Raw genomic sequence first — 18982 nt, 5'->3', positions numbered from 1 at the left:
TTTGGAGTAGCTATAAAATTGTATGTCTATGGTACCGTTGACGCCCGGCCTTTTATTAATAGCTGATCCATTCCTTAAAGATCCAAACTTTTCCCGCACGGTAGTATTGTTATGTGATCACCAGGAGAAGGGTAGTATAGGATTCGTAATCAACAGGTTATTTGAGCAGCGGTTGAACGAGCTGATACCTGAGATATTATTGAATAATATTCCGGTGTATTATGGAGGACCTGTGCAGATGGATACCGTTCATTTTATTCATAGAACTCCTGAGCTGATAAGCGGGGGGCAGGAGATATTACCAGGAGTATTCTGGGGTGGGCGTTTTGAGGACGTAATCGGTGCATTGAATAAGGGATTATTAGACCCGAGCCATGTTAAGTTCTTCCTGGGATATGCAGGATGGACGGACGGGCAGTTAGTAGAGGAAGTAAAGGAGAAGTCGTGGATTGTATCCCAAACGGGGGCATCATTGATTTTTGACCCTAATGAGCAGCAAATCTGGCAGCAATCATTAAGAAACTTAGGCAGTTCATTTGCCATGATGGAAAATTACCCGATAGACCCGTCTTTAAATTAGTAAGAATTAATCTTAAAAAATGATCCATCAGGATGCTATTTATTAAAACAAATTAAATATCTTGCTAAAGTAATTGGTAAAAACAAAGGCAATTATATTAACCCGATTTCAGGTAAGGTAAGTAAAGAATAAAACCGAGCAGAATACACCTATGAAGGCAAAACCTATGAAATACACGTTGATCCTTCCATAGACCGAATTAATTTTTTACCTGAATACCAATAAGTTAATTATCGTTAAAGGCAATATTCATTAGGTAATATATGCAGCCTTGACATGGCTGTCTATTGAGTGTACAAGTTGTAACTCGGCTATCACGTATAGTCGTACTGGTTATATTTTGTATACAGAGGGCAACCCGAGCGGATAGTCGTATTTATTCGGGTTCATCTAAGATTGGAATAGTTAGGACAAAAGCGAAGGCCGGGTAATCTTACCCGGCCTTATTATCTTTGTAGCTGGTATAGCTTATTTATCTACGGCAACCGCACCTTCAACCAGTACGGTAGCTTTATTGCGCAGAACTTCAACGAAACCGCCGCTGATGGTGAAGAATTCTGAATGATTTTTATCTTTCAGAACTTTCATTTTACCATTTCCGAGAGCAGCAATTAATGGCGCATGTTTATCCAGTATTTCAAAAGAACCGTCAATACCAGGCAGTTGTACTCCGTACACTTCGCCGGTATATAATTTTCTTTCTGGTGTTAATACTTCTAATAGCATGTTATGATCGTAAATGGTGAAAAATGATCCCGACAGCGCCGGGATCATCATTAATTAGTTTTTAGCTGCTTCCAGTAATTTCTTACCTTTTTCGATAGCCTCTTCGATAGTACCAACGAGGTTGAAAGCTGCTTCAGGATATTCGTCCACTTCTCCGTCCATGATCATATTAAAGCCACGGATAGTTTCTTCGATAGGAACGAGTACACCTTTCAGACCGGTAAACTGTTCTGCCACGTGGAAAGGTTGTGACAGGAAACGTTGAACACGACGAGCGCGTGCTACAGTCTGTTTATCTTCGTCGCTCAATTCATCCAAACCGAGGATGGCGATGATATCCTGTAATTCTTTATAGCGTTGCAGGATCATTTTAACGCGTTGAGCAGTATTGTAGTGAGCTTCACCAACGATAGCTGGTGTCAGGATACGTGATGTAGAATCCAGAGGGCTCACCGCAGGATAGATACCTAAGTCGGAGATCTTACGATCCAATACCGTGGTAGCATCCAAGTGAGCGAAGGTGGTTGCAGGAGCAGGGTCGGTCAAGTCATCCGCTGGTACGTATACCGCCTGTACGGAAGTGATTGAACCATTTTTAGTAGAAGTAATACGCTCTTGCATCAGACCCATTTCAGTAGCCAGAGTTGGTTGGTAACCTACCGCTGAAGGCATACGACCTAACAACGCAGATACCTCAGAACCAGCCTGGGTAAAACGGAAGATGTTATCAACGAAGAAGAGGATATCACGGCCACCACCTGCAGAACCGTCACCATCACGGAAATATTCTGCGAGTGTCAGACCAGATAAAGCCACACGAGCACGTGCTCCTGGTGGTTCGTTCATCTGTCCGAACACGAAAGTTGCTTGTGATTGTTTCAGTAAGTTTTTGTCAACTGAATTTACATCCCAGTCGCCATGCTCCATAGATTCTTTAAACTTATCACCGTATTTTACGATGTTAGCTTCAATCATCTCACGCATCAGATCATTACCTTCACGGGTACGCTCACCCACACCGGCAAATACTGATAACCCTTCGTAACCTTTAGCGATGTTGTTGATCAACTCCTGAATCAATACGGTTTTACCCACACCAGCACCACCGAACAAACCAATCTTACCACCTTTTGCATATGGCTCGATCAGATCGATTACCTTGATACCAGTAAACAATACTTCTGTTTCTGTAGCCAGATCTTCGAATTTAGGCGGTTCACGGTGAATAGGATAACCATTGGAGGTATCAATATCTCCTAAACCATCAATAGCCTCGCCTACCACATTAAACAAACGACCTTTAACCTGGTCGCCAATCGGCATTTTAATAGGCGCGCCTTTATCTACTACCGTCATTCCACGAACCATACCGTCTGTGGAATCCATTGCTACTGTACGTACACTGTCTTCACCCAGGTGTTGTTGTACTTCCAATACTACCTTCTGACCATTTTCGCGGGTAACTTCCAATGCGCTGTAGATTTCGGGCAGTTTGTCATCAAAATGCACGTCCACTACGGGACCGATTATTTGCTTGATCTTACCTGTGTTAGGCATATTTTAAAGTGGTTTATAAAATACTAAAAATAATCTCAGGCACTCAGCTCTATGCATACAGTTTCTGAAATTTGCCGCAAAGGTAAGTGTAAATGGGAGAATATCAAAACGACAACGATGAAAAAAAAGCATTTCTCTACCCATTTTTTTGCCAATTCTTCGTTAAGAAATGTTCCATTCCCCGCAATTTAAAGAGTAGCCTGTGATATTAAATAAAAAAATTATCTATAACTAATCAATACCACTCATATAAAAATCACCCTTCCTTCTCCTCACAATATTATTTTTATTCATCTATCCGTCTGATATATATTATATTATCATATGAACAACAACAGTGAACATCCAAGAAGAAAGTTTCTTGGCCAAATTTCCAAAGCCGGAATAATCGGGCTCACCGGGCTCAAAGCTTCCTCCAACAGCAATAGGAACGCCCCCGAACCCGACCACATTTTCCTCTGCAAACCTTATCTCCAATTTCCTGGTCCACAAACCATCTCGGTAAATTGGCTGACTGCCAAACCATGCTACAGCTGGGTAACCTATGGCACAAACGGACAACTTGATAAAAAAGCACATCACGTTACCAATGGCCTGGTCGATGCCCATAATCGCCAACACTGCATCCGACTCGATAACCTCGAACCAGGGAAACAATATCAATATAAAATATTCTCAAAAGATATTCTTTCCTTCGAGCCTTATAAACTTACCTACGGCGAAACTATCGAGAGCCCCGTATACGCTTTTACAGCTCCCGATCCTAACGCCAAAGAAGTATCCTGGCTTATTCTTAATGATATTCACGACAGACCAGCCTCTATCCCGCACCTGATCAGCCTTCACGGAAATGATCCCTATAACTTCGTATTCCTGAATGGAGATATGTTCGACTACCAGGCCGACGAAAAGCAGATCATAGACCACCTGCTTACTCCCTGCGGCGAGGCTTTCTCTACTCAAACCCCCTTCATGTATGTAAGAGGAAATCACGAAACCCGCGGAAAATACGCCAGGGAATGGCACCAATACTTCGATAACCCCGGCCAGGGTTATTACTTCTCCTTCCAGGCAGGACCAGTTGCCGCCATCGTCCTGGATACCGGAGAAGACAAAGAAGATAATACCCCCGTTTACGCCGGAATAGTGGATTTCGATAACTACAGAGAACAACAGGCGCACTGGCTCGAACAACAATTGCAAAGCAAAGCCTTCAGAAAAGCAAAATATAAAATCGTAATGATGCATATTCCTCACTACCAATCGGGCGACTGGCACGGAGTTATGCATTGCCGGCAATTATTCGGACCACTATTTAATAAGTATAAAATAGATATGCTCATCTGCGGGCACACTCATAAATATGGCGTTTATGCTCCTTCCAAAGGAGAACATGAATACCCACTAATCATTGGTGGCGGGCCACAGGACGGCAAAAGAACCCTCATCAAAATAAAAGCAGATCAGTCTCAGTTAAAACTCGAGATGCTAAGAGATGACGGAACTAAAGTTGGAGAATATACGCTTAAATAATTCTTAGGGCTGGCCTTCCACAGGCCAGCCAACTACAACTGCTTTACATTGATCAAAAAATTGGCTTCATCAACCTTAAAATCACTCGCCCGAATATTCTTTATAACAATAGTTTTTAATTCAGCAGTAGGGTAAAGCATCTGTTTCTCATCTTCCGAAATACTTGCCCACACAGGCATTGCAAATCCGGCTACTACATCCTTCCATTGATAACTAACCTGTAAATCATTCCCTAATTGTTTTAAATGATAAGAAAAAACAGGTATGGCTGTCTGATGTAAATACTGCTCAAACACAGGTCTGTAGTCTGCTTTCAGCTCTTTGCAAATAAAACTTATCAGTGTATCAGCACTGATAGTCTGATAGCGGAAATATGTCTGTATATTTTTAAGTAACGCAAACCAGCTACTATCATTATTCAGGCTATTCCTGATTGTGTGCAGCATCAGACTGCCTTTGGAATACATATCTCCAATATCATAATGAATATGATTGACGTTGTATACGCCCGTCACCGGCTCTTTGTTAATAATACTCGTACGCTGGGCATTCAGATATTCCGCAGCGCTTTCTGTTCCAACCATCTCTTCCATCATCAGTGATTCGGCATACGTTGCAAACGCTTCATGAATCCACATATCGGCTATATCTTTTGATGTAATGGCGTTCCCCCACCACTCATGCGCGGATTCATGCCATACAATCGGGGGTAGCATTTCCAAAGAAGTATCTGCCAACACCTTTCCGATACAAACACCACTTTGATGCTCCATGGGATAAGGACTTTCTATCAACCTAAAACCATCTTTGGGAAAGGGATAAGGACCAAAATACTTCTCATAGATCTTTAGCATCTGTTTTACTTCCGTAAATAGTGTTTTTGCTTTCTCAAGATGCTCAGGCAGTACGTAATAATCTAACATTAACGTATCAACGCCATTTCGGATATAGATATCGCGAAAATTGGCATAGGAGCCAATAATGAAGCTAACGTTGTAATTATTTATTGGATAAGAAACCTTCCACTCATATCTCATTTGGTTGCCCACGGGAGTTTTACTCACAAGCCTGCCATTAGATATCTCAGTATAGGTATTTGGAATGGTAATGCATATTCGCATGCTATCAGGTTCGTCTGACTGATGATCTTTATTCGGCCACCAGACACTGGCGCCAGAGCCCTGGCAAACCATTTGAGCCCACAGTTTACCTGTTGAAGTAGTATCCCAAAGCATACCGCCCCACATTGGTAAATCAAACCTGGCCAGCTGTGGGCTACCTTCGTAATCAATTTCTACGGCCTCTGTATTTCCGGGCTTCAACGTTGCAGGTAATTCTATGAATACAGCGTCATATTCGCGTGTATACTTCACCGGTACCCCATGAAACCTGATCTGGTTAATCTTCATATTGCTATACAGATCCACTTGCATTCGCGTAAAGGGTTGCAGCACTTTAAATGTCATAGTATTACTTCCTTTCAGATATCTCTTATCAGGATCAATATCAACATCCAAATTATAATAACTAACATCATAGCACGTACGAAGATCCGTAAGCATACCTCTCAGCGTATCCCCCCGGTTGAATCCCTGTTGCCTGTTCCCTAAATGAACAAGCGAATCCCTACTTTTTACAGTATTTTCAGGCAGTTGAAAATTATGATGCTCCCAGAATGAAGTATCATAGATATTCCTGATTTGCGAATTAACAGATGAGAAATGATTAATAACGCTATCTCTGAATGGCTTTACCGAATCGGTATTAATATCAGTGATCTGCATGGTAAACAAGCCCACCCACGGAGCATTTTTAAATCCACGTTTGGGGCTATTTATATCTATATTCCAATGTCTTTGAATCCCTCCTAAATACCATTTGCCACGATATTGTTTATAATCTATCACCGTTTGTATACCCACAAAATCCATAGAGGCCTTTATTAAAAAGGTTGTAACCTTGTATCCCATTCCACCTCTCCCATGCTTGTTGACATACCAAATTCCGAAAGGGGTTGCTTTCCACTCACATTTTACAATGGCATAAGAAGTAGCATCGAGATACAGTTTACCACTAACGGTTGCCTTACTTTTAGGGGTTTTAGGCCCAAATGAAATTACAAACAGATTGATATTACCTTCTTCTATCATCCCTTCATAACTATATTTATAATCCTGGAAGTAGTCTTTATTCAGGAAGGAATAAGGATAGTTTGGGGTACGCTGAATATCTTCCATGAGAGAACTGTAGGCAGTATTCATAATATTACTTATCCATCCATAGAAGCGTGGATCGCCATGCTGGTCGAACTCCAGTCTTCGCCCCTTGATTAGTTTAATCTGGTTTGCCTTGACAGACTGATAGTAGGGAGATTTATAGATATCCAGAACTGATTCATTATAGTTGATAGTATCTGATTGTAGTTTGATGAACTCCCTGTAAAAAGCGGTAGCCTTATTAGCAGCGGTATCATAATTATCAGGAATTCTCACAATTACCTCCTTAATAATATCGAGTGCATCAATAGTTTTAACTGTTATACCCTCCAGTAAGATTGGGGCTGCCTGAAGTTCAATTATGACACTGGTATGAGGGATTGAAATTGTTTGTGTTTTATAACCGACAGATGAAATTATAAGTGAATCTGTCAGCAATGCTTGTGGAATTTTTAAGATAAATTCTCCGGTTCCATTACACGCGGTACCAAGGCTGTGATCTTTTAACTGAATAGTAGCATAAGGGATGGGAGATGAAGATGCTGCTTCTTTAACTTTTCCAATGATAGTTTCATAATTCTCCTGGGCAGAGAGAATCTTACATGATAAGAATAAACAAATCACAAATAGTCTGATGGTCCTTTTCAGCATAGTTTTTTTTAAACCAAAGGACGCCGAAAACGTTTATCAGACCTATTCAAATCCGGATTTGAGTATTAGTTTTCAACCTTTTGTGTATTCTGTTGAATGAATTCACTGGGGGATATACCAGTTTGTTGTTTGAAGGATCGCTGGAAGGTTGCCTGGGAATTAAAACCCGATTCGAATGCAATTCCCATGATCGTCATATTTTTAAATTCTCCACTCAGTACTCTTTGTTGAAAGGAGCTTATTCTGTAGCTATTGATAAATTCATTAAAGCTTTGATGTAAATGTTGATTAAGGACAGCAGAAATAGTTTTTGCGGGAATACCGATATGTTTGGATAATTGGGTGAGGTCTAGAGCCGGATCGAGATATTTCTTATCTTGTTCCATTGCCTGAATTAGGAGCGGTACCACTTCATTGACAGTAGATTCAGGAGGTGGAATTGATTTTCTAACAATTAAAGGTTCCTGAGCCGGCAGTAAATAGCCTTTCAGACCTAGCGTATAAATAAGGACAACCATTGGTATATATACAGGATACCAATCGAAGGTATTTAACATAAAATCTGTAAAAGCAGGAATAACATACGGTATCAGGTATATTCCCCAAATCGCCTGAAAAACCATAAAAATCTGAAGAAACTGCCGGAACCACTTCAATCTGTTATTTGTAACTCCGGTTACTGAACGCAGGTATTTAATAGATGTCCAGATATAAAGGCTAACCGAGAGCCACCTGGGAATATCTGCATAAATGTTATAGGTATCAATAAATATAGTCCAGGGTCCGGGATTATTCCTTATAGTATTAGTTAATACACCAATGACAAAAATTGCAGCAGTCAACTGCGGAACAATGTCGATGATCGCAGGAGCAAAATGCCAGCGTTGATTTTTATTTAGTTTGAAATCAGGTTCAAAATTACTTCTGACATAAAAGTAGATCAGCGGCCCAATTGGCATTACAAGGATTAGCGGGATAAAATTTAAGGCAAAAAATAATATTGGTACGTTCTTAACAGCGGGAGAATAGTAAATAAATAAATTAAGTGAAGCCAATGCAAATAGCAGCATTACTACGGCAAGGAATCTGTTAGCCCTACGATTCTTTTTTGTGAAGAATAATAGTACTGACAGGATCAATCCTTGTAAGGTTCCTAATATTAAGAGGGTATTAAAAACGTCGGCAAAAGACATAGAATAATTACTTGAGCTACCAGCACAATTTAATAATTATAAGAGATAATTTGTCGGCCTTACTTCAATCATAAAATCCAAGGTATATCGGGAACTGGATAAAAACGGCAAGAATCAGTATGGTAAAGGGAATAGCGATTTTGGAATCATTTTTGTCATATAGCTTATAAACGAGGAAAGATCTTTACACGTTATAAAATTTTTAACATAATCCTTTAACATTTAAAGTATGCCACCAGTTATACATTCATAGAACCAGCTAATCAATTAGCCATCATTATTATTCTCCTATATCCCGTTTATTATAAATTAAAGAGTCATGAAAACATATATAAAATATACAGGAGTAACACTTTTCATCATAGCAGGATTTTTCAGTGGCTGCGCAACAGCAGCATATGTACCAGCCTATGATGATCAGTATGGAACGTATCCTTCCGGGCCACAGGTTCAGGTGGGTGTATCTGTTTCTTTCTATGATGCGCTGAGTCCTTATGGTACCTGGCAAAGTTATCCGGGTTATGACAGAGTATGGAGACCAAATGTAGGATCAGATTTCAGACCATATTACTCTGATGGTAACTGGGTATATACAGATTATGGGTGGACATGGGTATCGAACTATTCATGGGGATGGGCGCCATTTCACTATGGACGTTGGTTATATGATAATTTGCTTGGATGGTTATGGATACCAGGTAATGACTGGGGTCCGGCATGGGTAAGCTGGAGAACCGGAGGCGATTATTACGGTTGGGCACCTCTGGGTCCTCAATACGATTATTCCTATAATTCCCCGGCTGCATATTGGACATTCGTACCAAGACAATACATTAATAGTCCGAGAATTAGTAATTACTATGTAAACAGGAGTAGAAATACCACTATTATTAATAATACAACTGTTATCAATAATTATAATAACTATCAGGGTAATAGAATTTATACTGGTCCAACTGCCCGTGATGTACAAAGATATTCAGGTCAACAGATCAGGCCAATAAGAGTTGAGAATTCAAGTCGTCCAACTCCTAGCAGGGTTAACAATAATCAATTAAGCATTTACCGTCCAGACAGAAGTGCCATTCAAAGAGGTCAGGAAGCGGATCGTAACAGACCTGTTCAACCAGGAAATAATCCTTCCAGACCAAATAGAGTTGAGAACAATAATAATAACAATGGCGGTAGAGTAAACCCTGGCAACAACAATCCAGGTAATATTCCGGGTAGAGTAAATCCAGGTAACAATAATAACCCGGGTAGAGTAACCCCTGGAAATAATAATCCTGGTAATAATAATAACCCTGGCAGAGTTAATCCAGGTAACAATAATAATCCTGTAAATAATAATAACAGACCAACAAGAGTAACACCTGAACAACAGCAACAGCAACAACAACAGAGACAACAAGAACAACAAAGAGCTCAACAGCAACAACAACAGCAGCAACAACAGCAAAGAGTTCAGGCAGAACAAAGACAACAGCAACAACAACAGCAAAGGATTCAACAACAGCAACAGCAACAACAGCAGAGAGTTCAGCAGCAACAACAACAACAGCAGAGAGCTCAGCAACAACAACAACAACAACAAAGAATTCAGCAACAACAGCAACAGCAGCAGAGAGCTCAACAACAACAGCAACAACAGCAACAACAGAGGGTCCAACAACAACAACAGCAGCAACAAAGGGCGCAACAACAGCAACAGCAAAGGGTTCAGCAGCAACAGCAACAACAACAAAGACAGCAACAGCAGCAACAAAGACAACAGGAGCAAAGACCGCAGCAACAACAACGCCCTCCCGAACAACAACATCAACGCCCACAGCGTGAAGGATAAATAGAATAGGAAAGCCGGCTAATTGCCGGCTTTCCTATTTATAAACAGTACTGTAAAGTTCATTTTTAACCTCCTCATAAGTCAGTTCCGAAGGTAGGTTCAGATACATTAACCGTAGTTCAAGAGGAGGGTTATGCGGATTATACGGAGGTTGGAGATACGTATCATTAAATGTTTGATATCCTAACCTTTCATAGAAATTAATTCTACGCTTAGCCATTTCAGTTAAAGGTGGCTCCACTTCAAGAATAATAGTTTTTAATATCTCTGCTACTTTATTCATTACTTGTGATCCAATCCCCCCTCCCCTGGCATTGGGGTCTATTGCAAAATGTTCTATAAAGGCAAATTTGTTGAGCTGCCAATAAAATATAAATCCGACTTCCTGTTCTTCATTCAGAATTTTTAAGAGCTTTAATTGATTTTGTTTTAGTAGTTCCAATTGTTTGGTCCATAATCTTCTTTCATGTTTGGGGAAAGAATTTATATAGAGGTGTTTGGTATATTTATCGGCTGTAAGAGTTGGTGTAAGATGGATCATTAGCTAAGTTACCAATTATTGGTGGGATGACGGAACGCATTCGTAGGGGTCGGGGTTTCCTGCCAAAACGGGTTTGGATACCGCATAGCAGAAATTCATAGCCTGACTGGTGATGCTTTCCAATTTCACGTTCACTTTGCTGCCTTTACGGCTATTGGAAGCGGCGATACTTCGAACAGATTTTTCTGGAATATTACTGATTGTATATTGTTCAGTTTTAAATACTTCGTTATTATTGCGTAAATATTCAACGGTTACAACCACATTATCGATAGCATATTCGGTTTGATTACGTACCAGGATGTGAAGATTTTTGATGCCCCCCAGGAACCCTGTTTTATAATCATCGGCCGAAACGGCAATAAACTGCTTCCAATTGCGGCGATAATAAGCGCGACGTTCAATAAACTGACCAGCGGTGCGCTGTTGAACCGCCTGATGACTGGCTATTTGATCGTCAATAGCCCCTGCTTGTTGCAAACTTTTACGCAAATCACGATTTTCGTTCCAAAGTCGCTGATTTTCTGTCAATATCTTACGTGAATGGCGTTGCTGCTGGCAATAGCCCAAACTAAATATTATAACAAGTAAAAGAAGGACAACAGGATATACGACATTTCTCTTCATGCTTAGCAGAAGAGAAAAAATAGTGCCAATACAGTTTTTATTTATTTTTGTACAAATAGTCTAGTCACAATGCAACTAACAATTGTAAACAATGAACAAACAGCCAGGCAGTTTCTCGACGTACATATTGCATTGAATAAAGATGTACCAGGGTATATCAGGCCGCTGGATAAGGATATCAACCAGGTATTTGACCCGAAACAGAACAAGGCATTCAGACATGGAGAGTGTATTCGGTGGGTACTTCAGGACGAAAAAGGTAGTCTGATCGGAAGGATTGCAGCATTCGTAAATAAGAAATACAAATCCAAGGGTGACCCTGGATTAATTGGCGGTGTGGGATTTTTTGATTGTATTAATGATCAGGATACTGCTAATTATCTTTTCGATACAGCTAAAAAATGGTTGGAGGAAAGAGGAATAATTGGCATGGATGGCCCCATTAATTTTGGTGAAAGAAATAACTGGTGGGGTTTACTGACAGAGGGTTTCAAGGAACCTATGTATTGTATGAACTTTAACCCTCCCTATTATATTCAATTGTTTGAAAATTATGGGTTTAAGTTGTTTTTCAACCAGATCTGCTATAGCATGGCTGTTTCGGAAGAATTGCAACCTAAATTTTATGATCGTCATAAAGCTATTGCTGCAGATCCTAATTACAGGGCCGAACATATAAGCAAAAAGGATCTCAATAAGTATGCTGATGCTTTTTGTACCGTATATAATAAGGCCTGGGCAAAACACGCCGGAGGAAAGGATATGCCCAAAGCACAGGCTTTGGCACTCTTCAAACAAATGAAGCCTCTGCTGGATGAAAAAGTTGCCTGGTTTGCTTTTTATAAAGATGAACCAATCGCTATCTGGCTAAACTTACCTGACCTGAATCAGTATATTAAGTTGATGGATGGGAAATTTGGGTTATTGCAAAAACTCAAATTTTTATGGTTGAAAAACACTGGATATTGTAAAAAAATCGTAGGGATTATTTTTGGTGTAGTACCTGATTTTCAGGGCAAAGGGGTAGATTCTTACATTATTGTTGAAGGCGCAAATATTATTCAGCATCACACTAAATATATAGATTATGAGATGCAATGGGTGGGAGATTTTAATCCCAAGATGATGAATGTTTGTGAGAACCTGGGAGCTGTACCATCGCGAAAACTGACAACTTACAGGTATTTGTTTGATAGAAATGCACCATATGAAAGACACCCAATAATTGGATTATAATTTTATTTAATATATTTTTAATATGGAAGATGCATGGTTGTAAAATTGACTATGCATCTTTTTTTTGAAGAATCTGACCAAACATAAGTGCATTTATATATAACTTTAAAAAAAATATCAATTTAAAAAAGTTTCAAACCCTTACCGATGGCCCACTTACCCCAATCATATGTTTATACGAGTGCTATTTGGAGCAGAAGAAATAGTGAATATTACATACATTTAATTCCTTTTTGCTGTTACGATCTTTTCTAACCGGATGTTTGCTATGACCAACTTCTATCCCGAGTGCCAGAGAAACGCAGGCTTGGCACTCATCGAACCCACGTTATTGTTTAAACAACAAATAGTAAAGGCGATCAGCTGTGTGGTGTTGTTTTTTATCCTTTACGTGGTTTTGTTACTTACAGCCGTGGCCCTGGCTGTTGCTTGCATATCAGGTGGTGCTTTATTATTTCGTACCTATCCTGGTTGGCTCACTGGTGCAATAAGCATTAGCTTTATTGTGCTGGGGGGAATGGTATTGTTTTTTTTAATGAAGTTCCTGTTTAGTAAACGTAGCAGCAGCAACCCTTACAGAAGAGAGATACTGGCAGCCAATCACCCTTACCTGTTCGATTTTATTCAACAATTGGTAAAAGATACCCGTATTCGTTTTCCTAAAAAAATTTTCCTGGTTCCTGATTCAAATACCTCGATGTTTGATGATCCCAGTTTACTCAGCCTGTTTTGGGCGCCCCGCAAAAATCTTGAAATTGGAATTGGTCTTATCAACAGCGTGAATCTGAGTGAGCTTAAAATGCTGTTGGCACATGAATTTGCCCATTTTTCAAAAAGAAGCATGAAACTGGGCTGCTATGTTTACACCTTCAATAAGCGATTGTATAACCTGTTATATGAAAATGAACAGTGGAACGAAATAGAAGCTAACTGGCAGCATAAAAATCATTTATTCAGTTTTTATGCCCATATAACAAGTAAAATTCTGCATGTTATTCAATCTATTCTAAAAAAATTCTATTCCATAACTAATCAGCAATACCTTGAGTTAAGCAAGGAAATGGAATGGTATGCCGATACAATTGCCGTAAATCTTAGCAGTACAGAAACTGCTATTTCCGGCTTACGTCGCCAGGAAATGGGAGCATATTGTCTTGATCATTGTTTTCATAAACTTCCTGACCTGGCAGAAAAATCATTGCGATTTGATAATATTTTTCTCGTTCAGCAATCATTGATTCATTATTATGCAATGCAACATCATCTGTCGTTAGATGATGCCGGTTTACCAATCATTTCAGATAATTATTTTCAATCCTTTCTTAAAAGTAAGGTTCAGCTGCGGGAACAATGGACCTCTCATCTTACCCGCGAATCCCGGGAAACTCATTTCAAAGATGCCAACATTACCTGCGAACCTTTATCATTAAGCGCATGGGTGTTGTTTACAGATCCCGAACAACTGCAGCAGGCCATGACCAACCATATATATGAGCTCACCACTCCATCTTTCGATAGTCTGGAGATGATCAGTGCTGATGAATATATTGATGAACTGGCAGAACGTCATCAGCTTTATGAGTATCCGTGTGTATTTAATGATTATTACGATAACAGGGCTTTCAGCGAATTCAATGAATCGTACTCCACCCCTTTAAGCCGGGAGGATCTGACCAGTAATAATATGGCTACAATTTACCATCCGGCAGTGGTGCTCCGGATGCGCAGCTTCTACAGGGATCGTCAGGATGCCGAAATGCTGCAAGCCATTAGTAATGGGGAGTTGAAAACAAAGCATTTTGAGTTCAATGGCCAAAAATACAGCGCTCCCAGAGCCCAGCAATTATCCAGAATGTTGTGGGAGCACGTGAATCAGGAGCAGGATTGGTTGAAACACCATGATGAATTTGCCTTCAGATATCATTATACCATTGCCCAACAGGAAAGTCAGGAAATTGCAGATTTATTGGTAGAACAGTATACAGAAATATTAAAATACCAGCAGAGCGGGCAACGATTAAATAATCAGGTAATAAAGATTATCCACTGTGTAAGCCTGATTTTCAACAGTAGCGATCAGCATTCTGCTATTCTTCCAGACCTGTTTGATGTATTATCTACAGAATGCTGGAATTTTAAAATGTTATTGGCCCAACTGGTTAACTCCCCGATTTACCATTCATTTCCAGAAGAAGTAGATGATAAAATCAGGAAATTCCGGGAACAGGATTGCCGCTTTGTAGACGATATGGTTCCTGATTATGTAGCTATTCAGTCGCTACATGAAATCAGTTCTACATTAATGGAACATTTTAACAGCGGAATAATATTATTGAAAAAAACATATCTTGATTTTATTCTGACACTTGAACCAGGCAATTAGCTTCTGAAACCCTTATTCTTACTCGTTATTTTTCTCTTAGTGAATTTGTGCGTATTTTCGACGCTCGCGAATGCGTAAGCCGTTATATGGAGAATTTTATCGTTTCAGCCCGAAAATACCGTCCACAAAATTTTTCAACCGTTGTCGGACAAGCACATATTACTACCACTCTGAAAAATGCCATCCGCAATCACCAGTTGGCTCATGCCTTCCTGTTTTGTGGGCCCAGAGGTGTGGGGAAAACTACCTGTGCACGTATTTTAGCTAAAACTATTAACTGTGAAAACCTCCAGCCAGACGGGGAGGCATGTAATGCCTGTCATTCCTGCACCTCCTTCAATGAAGGTAGTTCATTCAACATCCATGAACTGGATGCGGCTTCCAACAATTCGGTAGACGATATCCGTACCCTGGTGGAGCAGGTTCGTTTTGCTCCTCAAGCCGGAAAATATAAGATATATATAATAGACGAGGTGCATATGCTTAGCTCCTCGGCTTTCAATGCTTTTCTGAAAACCCTGGAAGAACCGCCATCATACGCAATCTTTATCCTCGCTACTACAGAAAAGCATAAAATTCTGCCTACGATTTTAAGTCGTTGCCAGATTTTTGATTTTAAACGGATTACCATTCAGGACACTGTAGATCATCTGCAGGAAATCTGTACCAAGGAAAATATCCAGGCTGAAGCTGATGCCCTGCATCTTGTTGCACAAAAGACTGATGGTTGCATGCGTGACTCCCTCAGTACACTTGATAAGATTGTAAGTTTCACCAGTGGTCATCTTACCTATCAGAATACCCTCGAACACCTGAATATCCTGGATTATGATTATTTCTTCAGGGTAATGGAATCGGTATTAAACCAGGATGTAGCTACTGCCCTCCTGATTTTTGATGAAGTTTTGAGAAAAGGATTTGAGGGAGATAACTTCCTTAACGGGTGGGCCGAGTTTCTGCGTAACCTGTTATTATGCAAAGAAGAGAAGGCCTTACACCTGGTAGAAGTATCTGGTAATCTGAAAGATCGATATAAACAATTATCCGGGCAGGTAAGTCCTGCTTATTTAATAACAGCGCTTCATTTGCTGAATGAAACGGAGATTAACTATCGCATGGCCCGCAACAAAAGGTTGCATGTGGAAATGGCGTTGATTAAGCTCTGTTATCTTCAACAGGCGGTTGTTTTGGTGAGTGACGATAGTAATGGAGAAGTAGCAAAAAAAAAATTAGTTCCTGATGGCAGTGCGCCACAAAAGCTAAGAGCCCCTGGTGTTCAACCAGTTACGGCTAAAACGATAGTAAAACCTGCTACTGTAGAATCTATAGGTCAGCCTGTTCCGCAGGTGCCTGTATCCAATCCGGTACCTCCGACGCCATTACCTGCACAAACGTCTGTTACTCCGACAACACCAGCTCCACCGGTGGCCACCCCTGTTGGCCAGCCAGTGACAACAGCTCCCAAGCCAGCCGCCGCTACCACTACATCAGCCACCACTACCAAATTAACTGGTCTGGCAGCTATGAAAGAGGCAATGGCAGCAAAACAACAGGTAAACACTCAGGTACAGGCACTTCCCCTGACAATGGGTGCTTTACACGTATATTGGGAAGAATTCATAGATCAGTACCGCCAGGCCAACAAAATGACGGTAGTAAGTAACCTTCAGTTAGCACAGTTAAAAATACTGGAAGGGAAAGATGAGGTAGGAATCGTGAGCCGTAACATCGTGCAACTGAACTTTATTGAAGAAGAAAAGCTGGCAATAGCCGATTATTTTAAAAAGCGCTTCAGCAATCAGAGTATTGTTTTGACTTTATCACTGGACGAAAGTCAGCAAACTCAGGATATTGGGCCCGCCCCTCTTTCGAGCCGGGAGCAGTTTCAGCAGATTGCCGACAAATATCCACTGGTAAAGGAGCTAAAAGACCGGTTGAATATGGAGCTTGATTTCTAAGGGAGTGATCTAATAAATAATTAACAGACAACATACATTTTTAAACGTTTACAATTCCTTCTTTGCGTTTTTGCGCAAAAACTTGTAGGTTTGAGCAAAATTTTGAATAAGCATTATGGCAGAAGTTATCAGAATGCCCCTTTTGAGCGACACGATGACAGAAGGGGTGATTGCGGAATGGCATAAAAAGGTGGGCGATACAGTAAAGGCAGACGATGTTATAGCTGAAGTAGAAACAGATAAAGCTACTATGGAAGTAATGGGGTATGTAGAAGGTACCTTATTATATTTAGGAGTAGAGAAAGGAAAAGCAGCTAAGGTTAACGATATCATTGCCATTGTTGGAAAACCAGGAGAAGATTATAAGTCTTTACTGGAAGGTAAAAATGACGCACCTGCCGCTCCTGCACAGGCAGCCGCTGCGCCGGCACCAAAAGCCGCTCCTGCTCCAGCAGCTGCACCGGCTGATGATGCTGCCTTAAAAGAAGCACTAAAAAATGCAACTGTTATCAGAATGCCGCTCCTGAGCGACACTATGACAGAAGGAAAAATAGTAGCCTGGAATAAAAAAGTAGGCGACACCGTTAAGAGTGATGATGTATTGGCTGAAGTGGAAACCGATAAGGCTACCATGGAAGTAATCGGATATGCCGATGGTACATTATTATATGTAGGTGTAAAAGAAGGCGATGCTGCTAAAGTAAATGGCATCATTGCAATAGTTGGTAAACCTGGTACAAACGTAGATGCTATTCTTGCCGGTGAAGGCGCCGCTCCTGCTGCTCCTGCCGCCGCTGCAACTTCAGCACCTGCTGCTACCACTACCGCTCCTGCCTCAGCTCCTGCTGCTGCAGCAACCAGCACTGACGGAAGAGTGAAAGCTTCTCCATTAGCTAAGAAACTGGCTGCAGAAAAAGGAATTGATATCAACCAGGTTTCCGGTACAGGTGATGGTGGTCGTATTATCAAAGCAGATGTGGATAACTTTGTTCCTGCTGCTAAAGCTACCACTACTTCCACTTCAGCTCCTGCTGCCGCTGCGTTCACACCAGCTGGTCAGGAAGGCCATACCGATCACGCGCTTTCTCAAATGCGTAAAGTAATTGCTAAGCGTCTCAGCGAAAGCAAGTTTACTGCTCCACACTTCTATCTGAAAATAGATGTGAATATGGATAAAGCAATGGAAGCTCGTAAATCTATCAACGAAATTTCTCCTGTTAAGATTTCCTTCAATGACATGGTGATTAAAGCATGCGCTTTAGCACTGCGTCAGCATCCTGAAGTAAATAGTAGCTGGATGGGTGATTTTATCCGTGAAAATCATCACGTACATATCGGTTCTGCAGTGGCAATTGAAGATGGTCTGATCGTTCCGGTTATCCGTTTCGCAGATCAGAAAACATTGAGCCAAATCGCTGCCGATGCGAAAGTGTTGTACGATAAAGCTAAAAATAAGAAGCTGCAACCACAGGAATTCAGCGGTAATACTTTCACCGTTTCCAACCTGGGAATGCTGGGTATCGACGAATTCACTGCTATCATTAATCCTCCGGATTCAGCAATCCTTGCTGTAGGTGGTATTAAAGAAACTGCAGTTGTAGAAAAAGGACAGATTAAAGTTGTTAACATCATGAAGTTGACAATGAGCTGCGACCACAGAGCTATCGACGGTGCTGTAGGTGCTCGTTTCCTTGCTACACTGAAAGGCTACCTGGAAAATCCGGTAACCATGCTGGTATAGTTAGTTTATAACTTACTTTATATAAGACGGGGCTGATTGAAAACTTTATGTTTTTGGTCAGCCTCGTTTGTTTTTTATACATCCATTGCCTCTCCTTACCCGTGTTCTCACAAAAAAGGAACTCCCCTGCCAAAAAAAATCTAAATCGCACTAGTTCAAATTTGAGTGCTTCACGTTCTATCCTGTGATATATCGAT

Annotated in this window: 13 protein-coding genes; 7 read left to right on the top strand and 6 right to left on the bottom strand. The window is 40.7% G+C overall.

Going from position 1 to position 18982, the window contains the following annotated elements; genetic code table 11:
• Positions 1-28 precede the first annotated feature (28 nt).
• Complete coding sequence (locus DVR12_RS04465) at positions 29-580, top strand: YqgE/AlgH family protein (protein ID WP_116974278.1); 552 nt, start codon at positions 29-31, stop codon at positions 578-580.
• A 468-nt stretch (positions 581-1048) separates the two neighbouring features.
• Here the strand turns inward: DVR12_RS04465 and atpC are convergent, their stop codons facing one another.
• Together atpC and atpD are read right to left on the bottom strand one after the other, a co-directional pair.
• On the bottom strand, positions 1049-1357 hold the full coding sequence (atpC, locus tag DVR12_RS04460; RefSeq protein WP_233522127.1) for an ATP synthase F1 subunit epsilon: 309 nt from the start codon (positions 1355-1357) through the stop codon (positions 1049-1051).
• Positions 1358-1360: 3 nt separating this feature from the next.
• Positions 1361-2863 (bottom strand): F0F1 ATP synthase subunit beta, encoded by a 1503-nt coding sequence (gene atpD / locus DVR12_RS04455; RefSeq protein WP_116974277.1) that lies wholly within the window; start codon positions 2861-2863, stop codon positions 1361-1363.
• A gap of 324 nt (positions 2864-3187) precedes the next feature.
• Here atpD and DVR12_RS04450 point away from each other — a divergent pair, with 324 nt between their 5' ends.
• Positions 3188-4396 (top strand): purple acid phosphatase family protein, encoded by a 1209-nt coding sequence (locus DVR12_RS04450; RefSeq protein ID WP_116974276.1) that lies wholly within the window; start codon positions 3188-3190, stop codon positions 4394-4396.
• Positions 4397-4428: 32 nt separating this feature from the next.
• Here the strand turns inward: DVR12_RS04450 and DVR12_RS04445 are convergent, their stop codons facing one another.
• Together DVR12_RS04445 and DVR12_RS04440 are read right to left on the bottom strand one after the other, a co-directional pair.
• Positions 4429-7263 (bottom strand): M1 family aminopeptidase, encoded by a 2835-nt coding sequence (locus tag DVR12_RS04445; RefSeq protein ID WP_116974275.1) that lies wholly within the window; start codon positions 7261-7263, stop codon positions 4429-4431.
• 65 nt (positions 7264-7328) lie between these two features.
• Entirely contained in the window at positions 7329-8456 is a 1128-nt protein-coding gene (locus DVR12_RS04440) for a helix-turn-helix domain-containing protein (protein WP_116974274.1), read from the bottom strand.
• 319 nt (positions 8457-8775) lie between these two features.
• Between DVR12_RS04440 and DVR12_RS27540 the strand changes: the two genes are divergently transcribed.
• Complete coding sequence (locus DVR12_RS27540) at positions 8776-10299, top strand: DUF6600 domain-containing protein (protein WP_158563198.1); 1524 nt, start codon at positions 8776-8778, stop codon at positions 10297-10299.
• A gap of 34 nt (positions 10300-10333) precedes the next feature.
• Here the strand turns inward: DVR12_RS27540 and DVR12_RS04430 are convergent, their stop codons facing one another.
• Both DVR12_RS04430 and DVR12_RS04425 read right to left on the bottom strand, forming a co-directional pair.
• Complete coding sequence (locus tag DVR12_RS04430) at positions 10334-10840, bottom strand: GNAT family N-acetyltransferase (protein ID WP_116974273.1); 507 nt, start codon at positions 10838-10840, stop codon at positions 10334-10336.
• Positions 10841-10855: 15 nt separating this feature from the next.
• Complete coding sequence (locus tag DVR12_RS04425; protein WP_147323406.1) at positions 10856-11467, bottom strand: hypothetical protein; 612 nt, start codon at positions 11465-11467, stop codon at positions 10856-10858.
• A 69-nt stretch (positions 11468-11536) separates the two neighbouring features.
• Here DVR12_RS04425 and DVR12_RS04420 point away from each other — a divergent pair, with 69 nt between their 5' ends.
• The 4 genes from DVR12_RS04420 to DVR12_RS04405 all read left to right on the top strand — a co-directional run bounded on the left by DVR12_RS04420 (position 11537) and on the right by DVR12_RS04405 (position 18785).
• Positions 11537-12703 carry a hypothetical protein gene (locus DVR12_RS04420; RefSeq protein WP_116974271.1) on the top strand — a complete coding sequence of 389 codons (1167 nt, stop codon included), beginning with the start codon at positions 11537-11539 and terminating at the stop codon, positions 12701-12703.
• A gap of 268 nt (positions 12704-12971) precedes the next feature.
• A complete protein-coding gene (locus DVR12_RS04415; protein WP_158563197.1) occupies positions 12972-15086 on the top strand; it encodes a M48 family metallopeptidase in 2115 nt (704 codons plus the stop codon).
• Between the two features lie 86 nt (positions 15087-15172).
• The gene (locus tag DVR12_RS04410; protein WP_116974269.1) at positions 15173-17044 is read left to right on the top strand and encodes a DNA polymerase III subunit gamma/tau; all 1872 of its coding nucleotides are present in this window, start codon (positions 15173-15175) and stop codon (positions 17042-17044) included.
• A gap of 115 nt (positions 17045-17159) precedes the next feature.
• Complete coding sequence (locus DVR12_RS04405; protein WP_116974268.1) at positions 17160-18785, top strand: pyruvate dehydrogenase complex dihydrolipoamide acetyltransferase; 1626 nt, start codon at positions 17160-17162, stop codon at positions 18783-18785.
• The last annotated feature ends 197 nt before the right edge of the window (positions 18786-18982 follow it).

Source organism: Chitinophaga silvatica, assembly GCF_003419895.1.
GTDB lineage: Bacteria > Bacteroidota > Bacteroidia > Chitinophagales > Chitinophagaceae > Chitinophaga > Chitinophaga silvatica.
Note: the sequence above shows the minus strand (reverse complement) of the source record. Positions and strands in the feature narration are given on the sequence as shown.

What these genes read in the sequence shown, in the direction of transcription:
- DVR12_RS04415 (WP_158563197.1), top strand. Translation starts at nt 12,972, where the DNA reads ATGACCAACTTCTATCCCGAGTGCCAGAGAAACGCAGGCTTGGCACTC.
- DVR12_RS04430 (WP_116974273.1), bottom strand. Translation starts at nt 10,840, where the DNA reads ATGATCCATCTTACACCAACTCTTACAGCCGATAAATATACCAAACAC.
- DVR12_RS04440 (WP_116974274.1), bottom strand. Translation starts at nt 8,456, where the DNA reads ATGTCTTTTGCCGACGTTTTTAATACCCTCTTAATATTAGGAACCTTA.
- atpD (WP_116974277.1), bottom strand. Translation starts at nt 2,863, where the DNA reads ATGCCTAACACAGGTAAGATCAAGCAAATAATCGGTCCCGTAGTGGAC.
- DVR12_RS04405 (WP_116974268.1), top strand. Translation starts at nt 17,160, where the DNA reads ATGGCAGAAGTTATCAGAATGCCCCTTTTGAGCGACACGATGACAGAA.
- DVR12_RS04450 (WP_116974276.1), top strand. Translation starts at nt 3,188, where the DNA reads ATGAACAACAACAGTGAACATCCAAGAAGAAAGTTTCTTGGCCAAATT.
- DVR12_RS04420 (WP_116974271.1), top strand. Translation starts at nt 11,537, where the DNA reads ATGCAACTAACAATTGTAAACAATGAACAAACAGCCAGGCAGTTTCTC.
- DVR12_RS27540 (WP_158563198.1), top strand. Translation starts at nt 8,776, where the DNA reads ATGAAAACATATATAAAATATACAGGAGTAACACTTTTCATCATAGCA.
- DVR12_RS04445 (WP_116974275.1), bottom strand. Translation starts at nt 7,263, where the DNA reads ATGCTGAAAAGGACCATCAGACTATTTGTGATTTGTTTATTCTTATCA.
- DVR12_RS04425 (WP_147323406.1), bottom strand. Translation starts at nt 11,467, where the DNA reads ATGAAGAGAAATGTCGTATATCCTGTTGTCCTTCTTTTACTTGTTATA.
- DVR12_RS04465 (WP_116974278.1), top strand. Translation starts at nt 29, where the DNA reads ATGGTACCGTTGACGCCCGGCCTTTTATTAATAGCTGATCCATTCCTT.
- DVR12_RS04410 (WP_116974269.1), top strand. Translation starts at nt 15,173, where the DNA reads ATGGAGAATTTTATCGTTTCAGCCCGAAAATACCGTCCACAAAATTTT.
- atpC (WP_233522127.1), bottom strand. Translation starts at nt 1,357, where the DNA reads ATGATGATCCCGGCGCTGTCGGGATCATTTTTCACCATTTACGATCAT.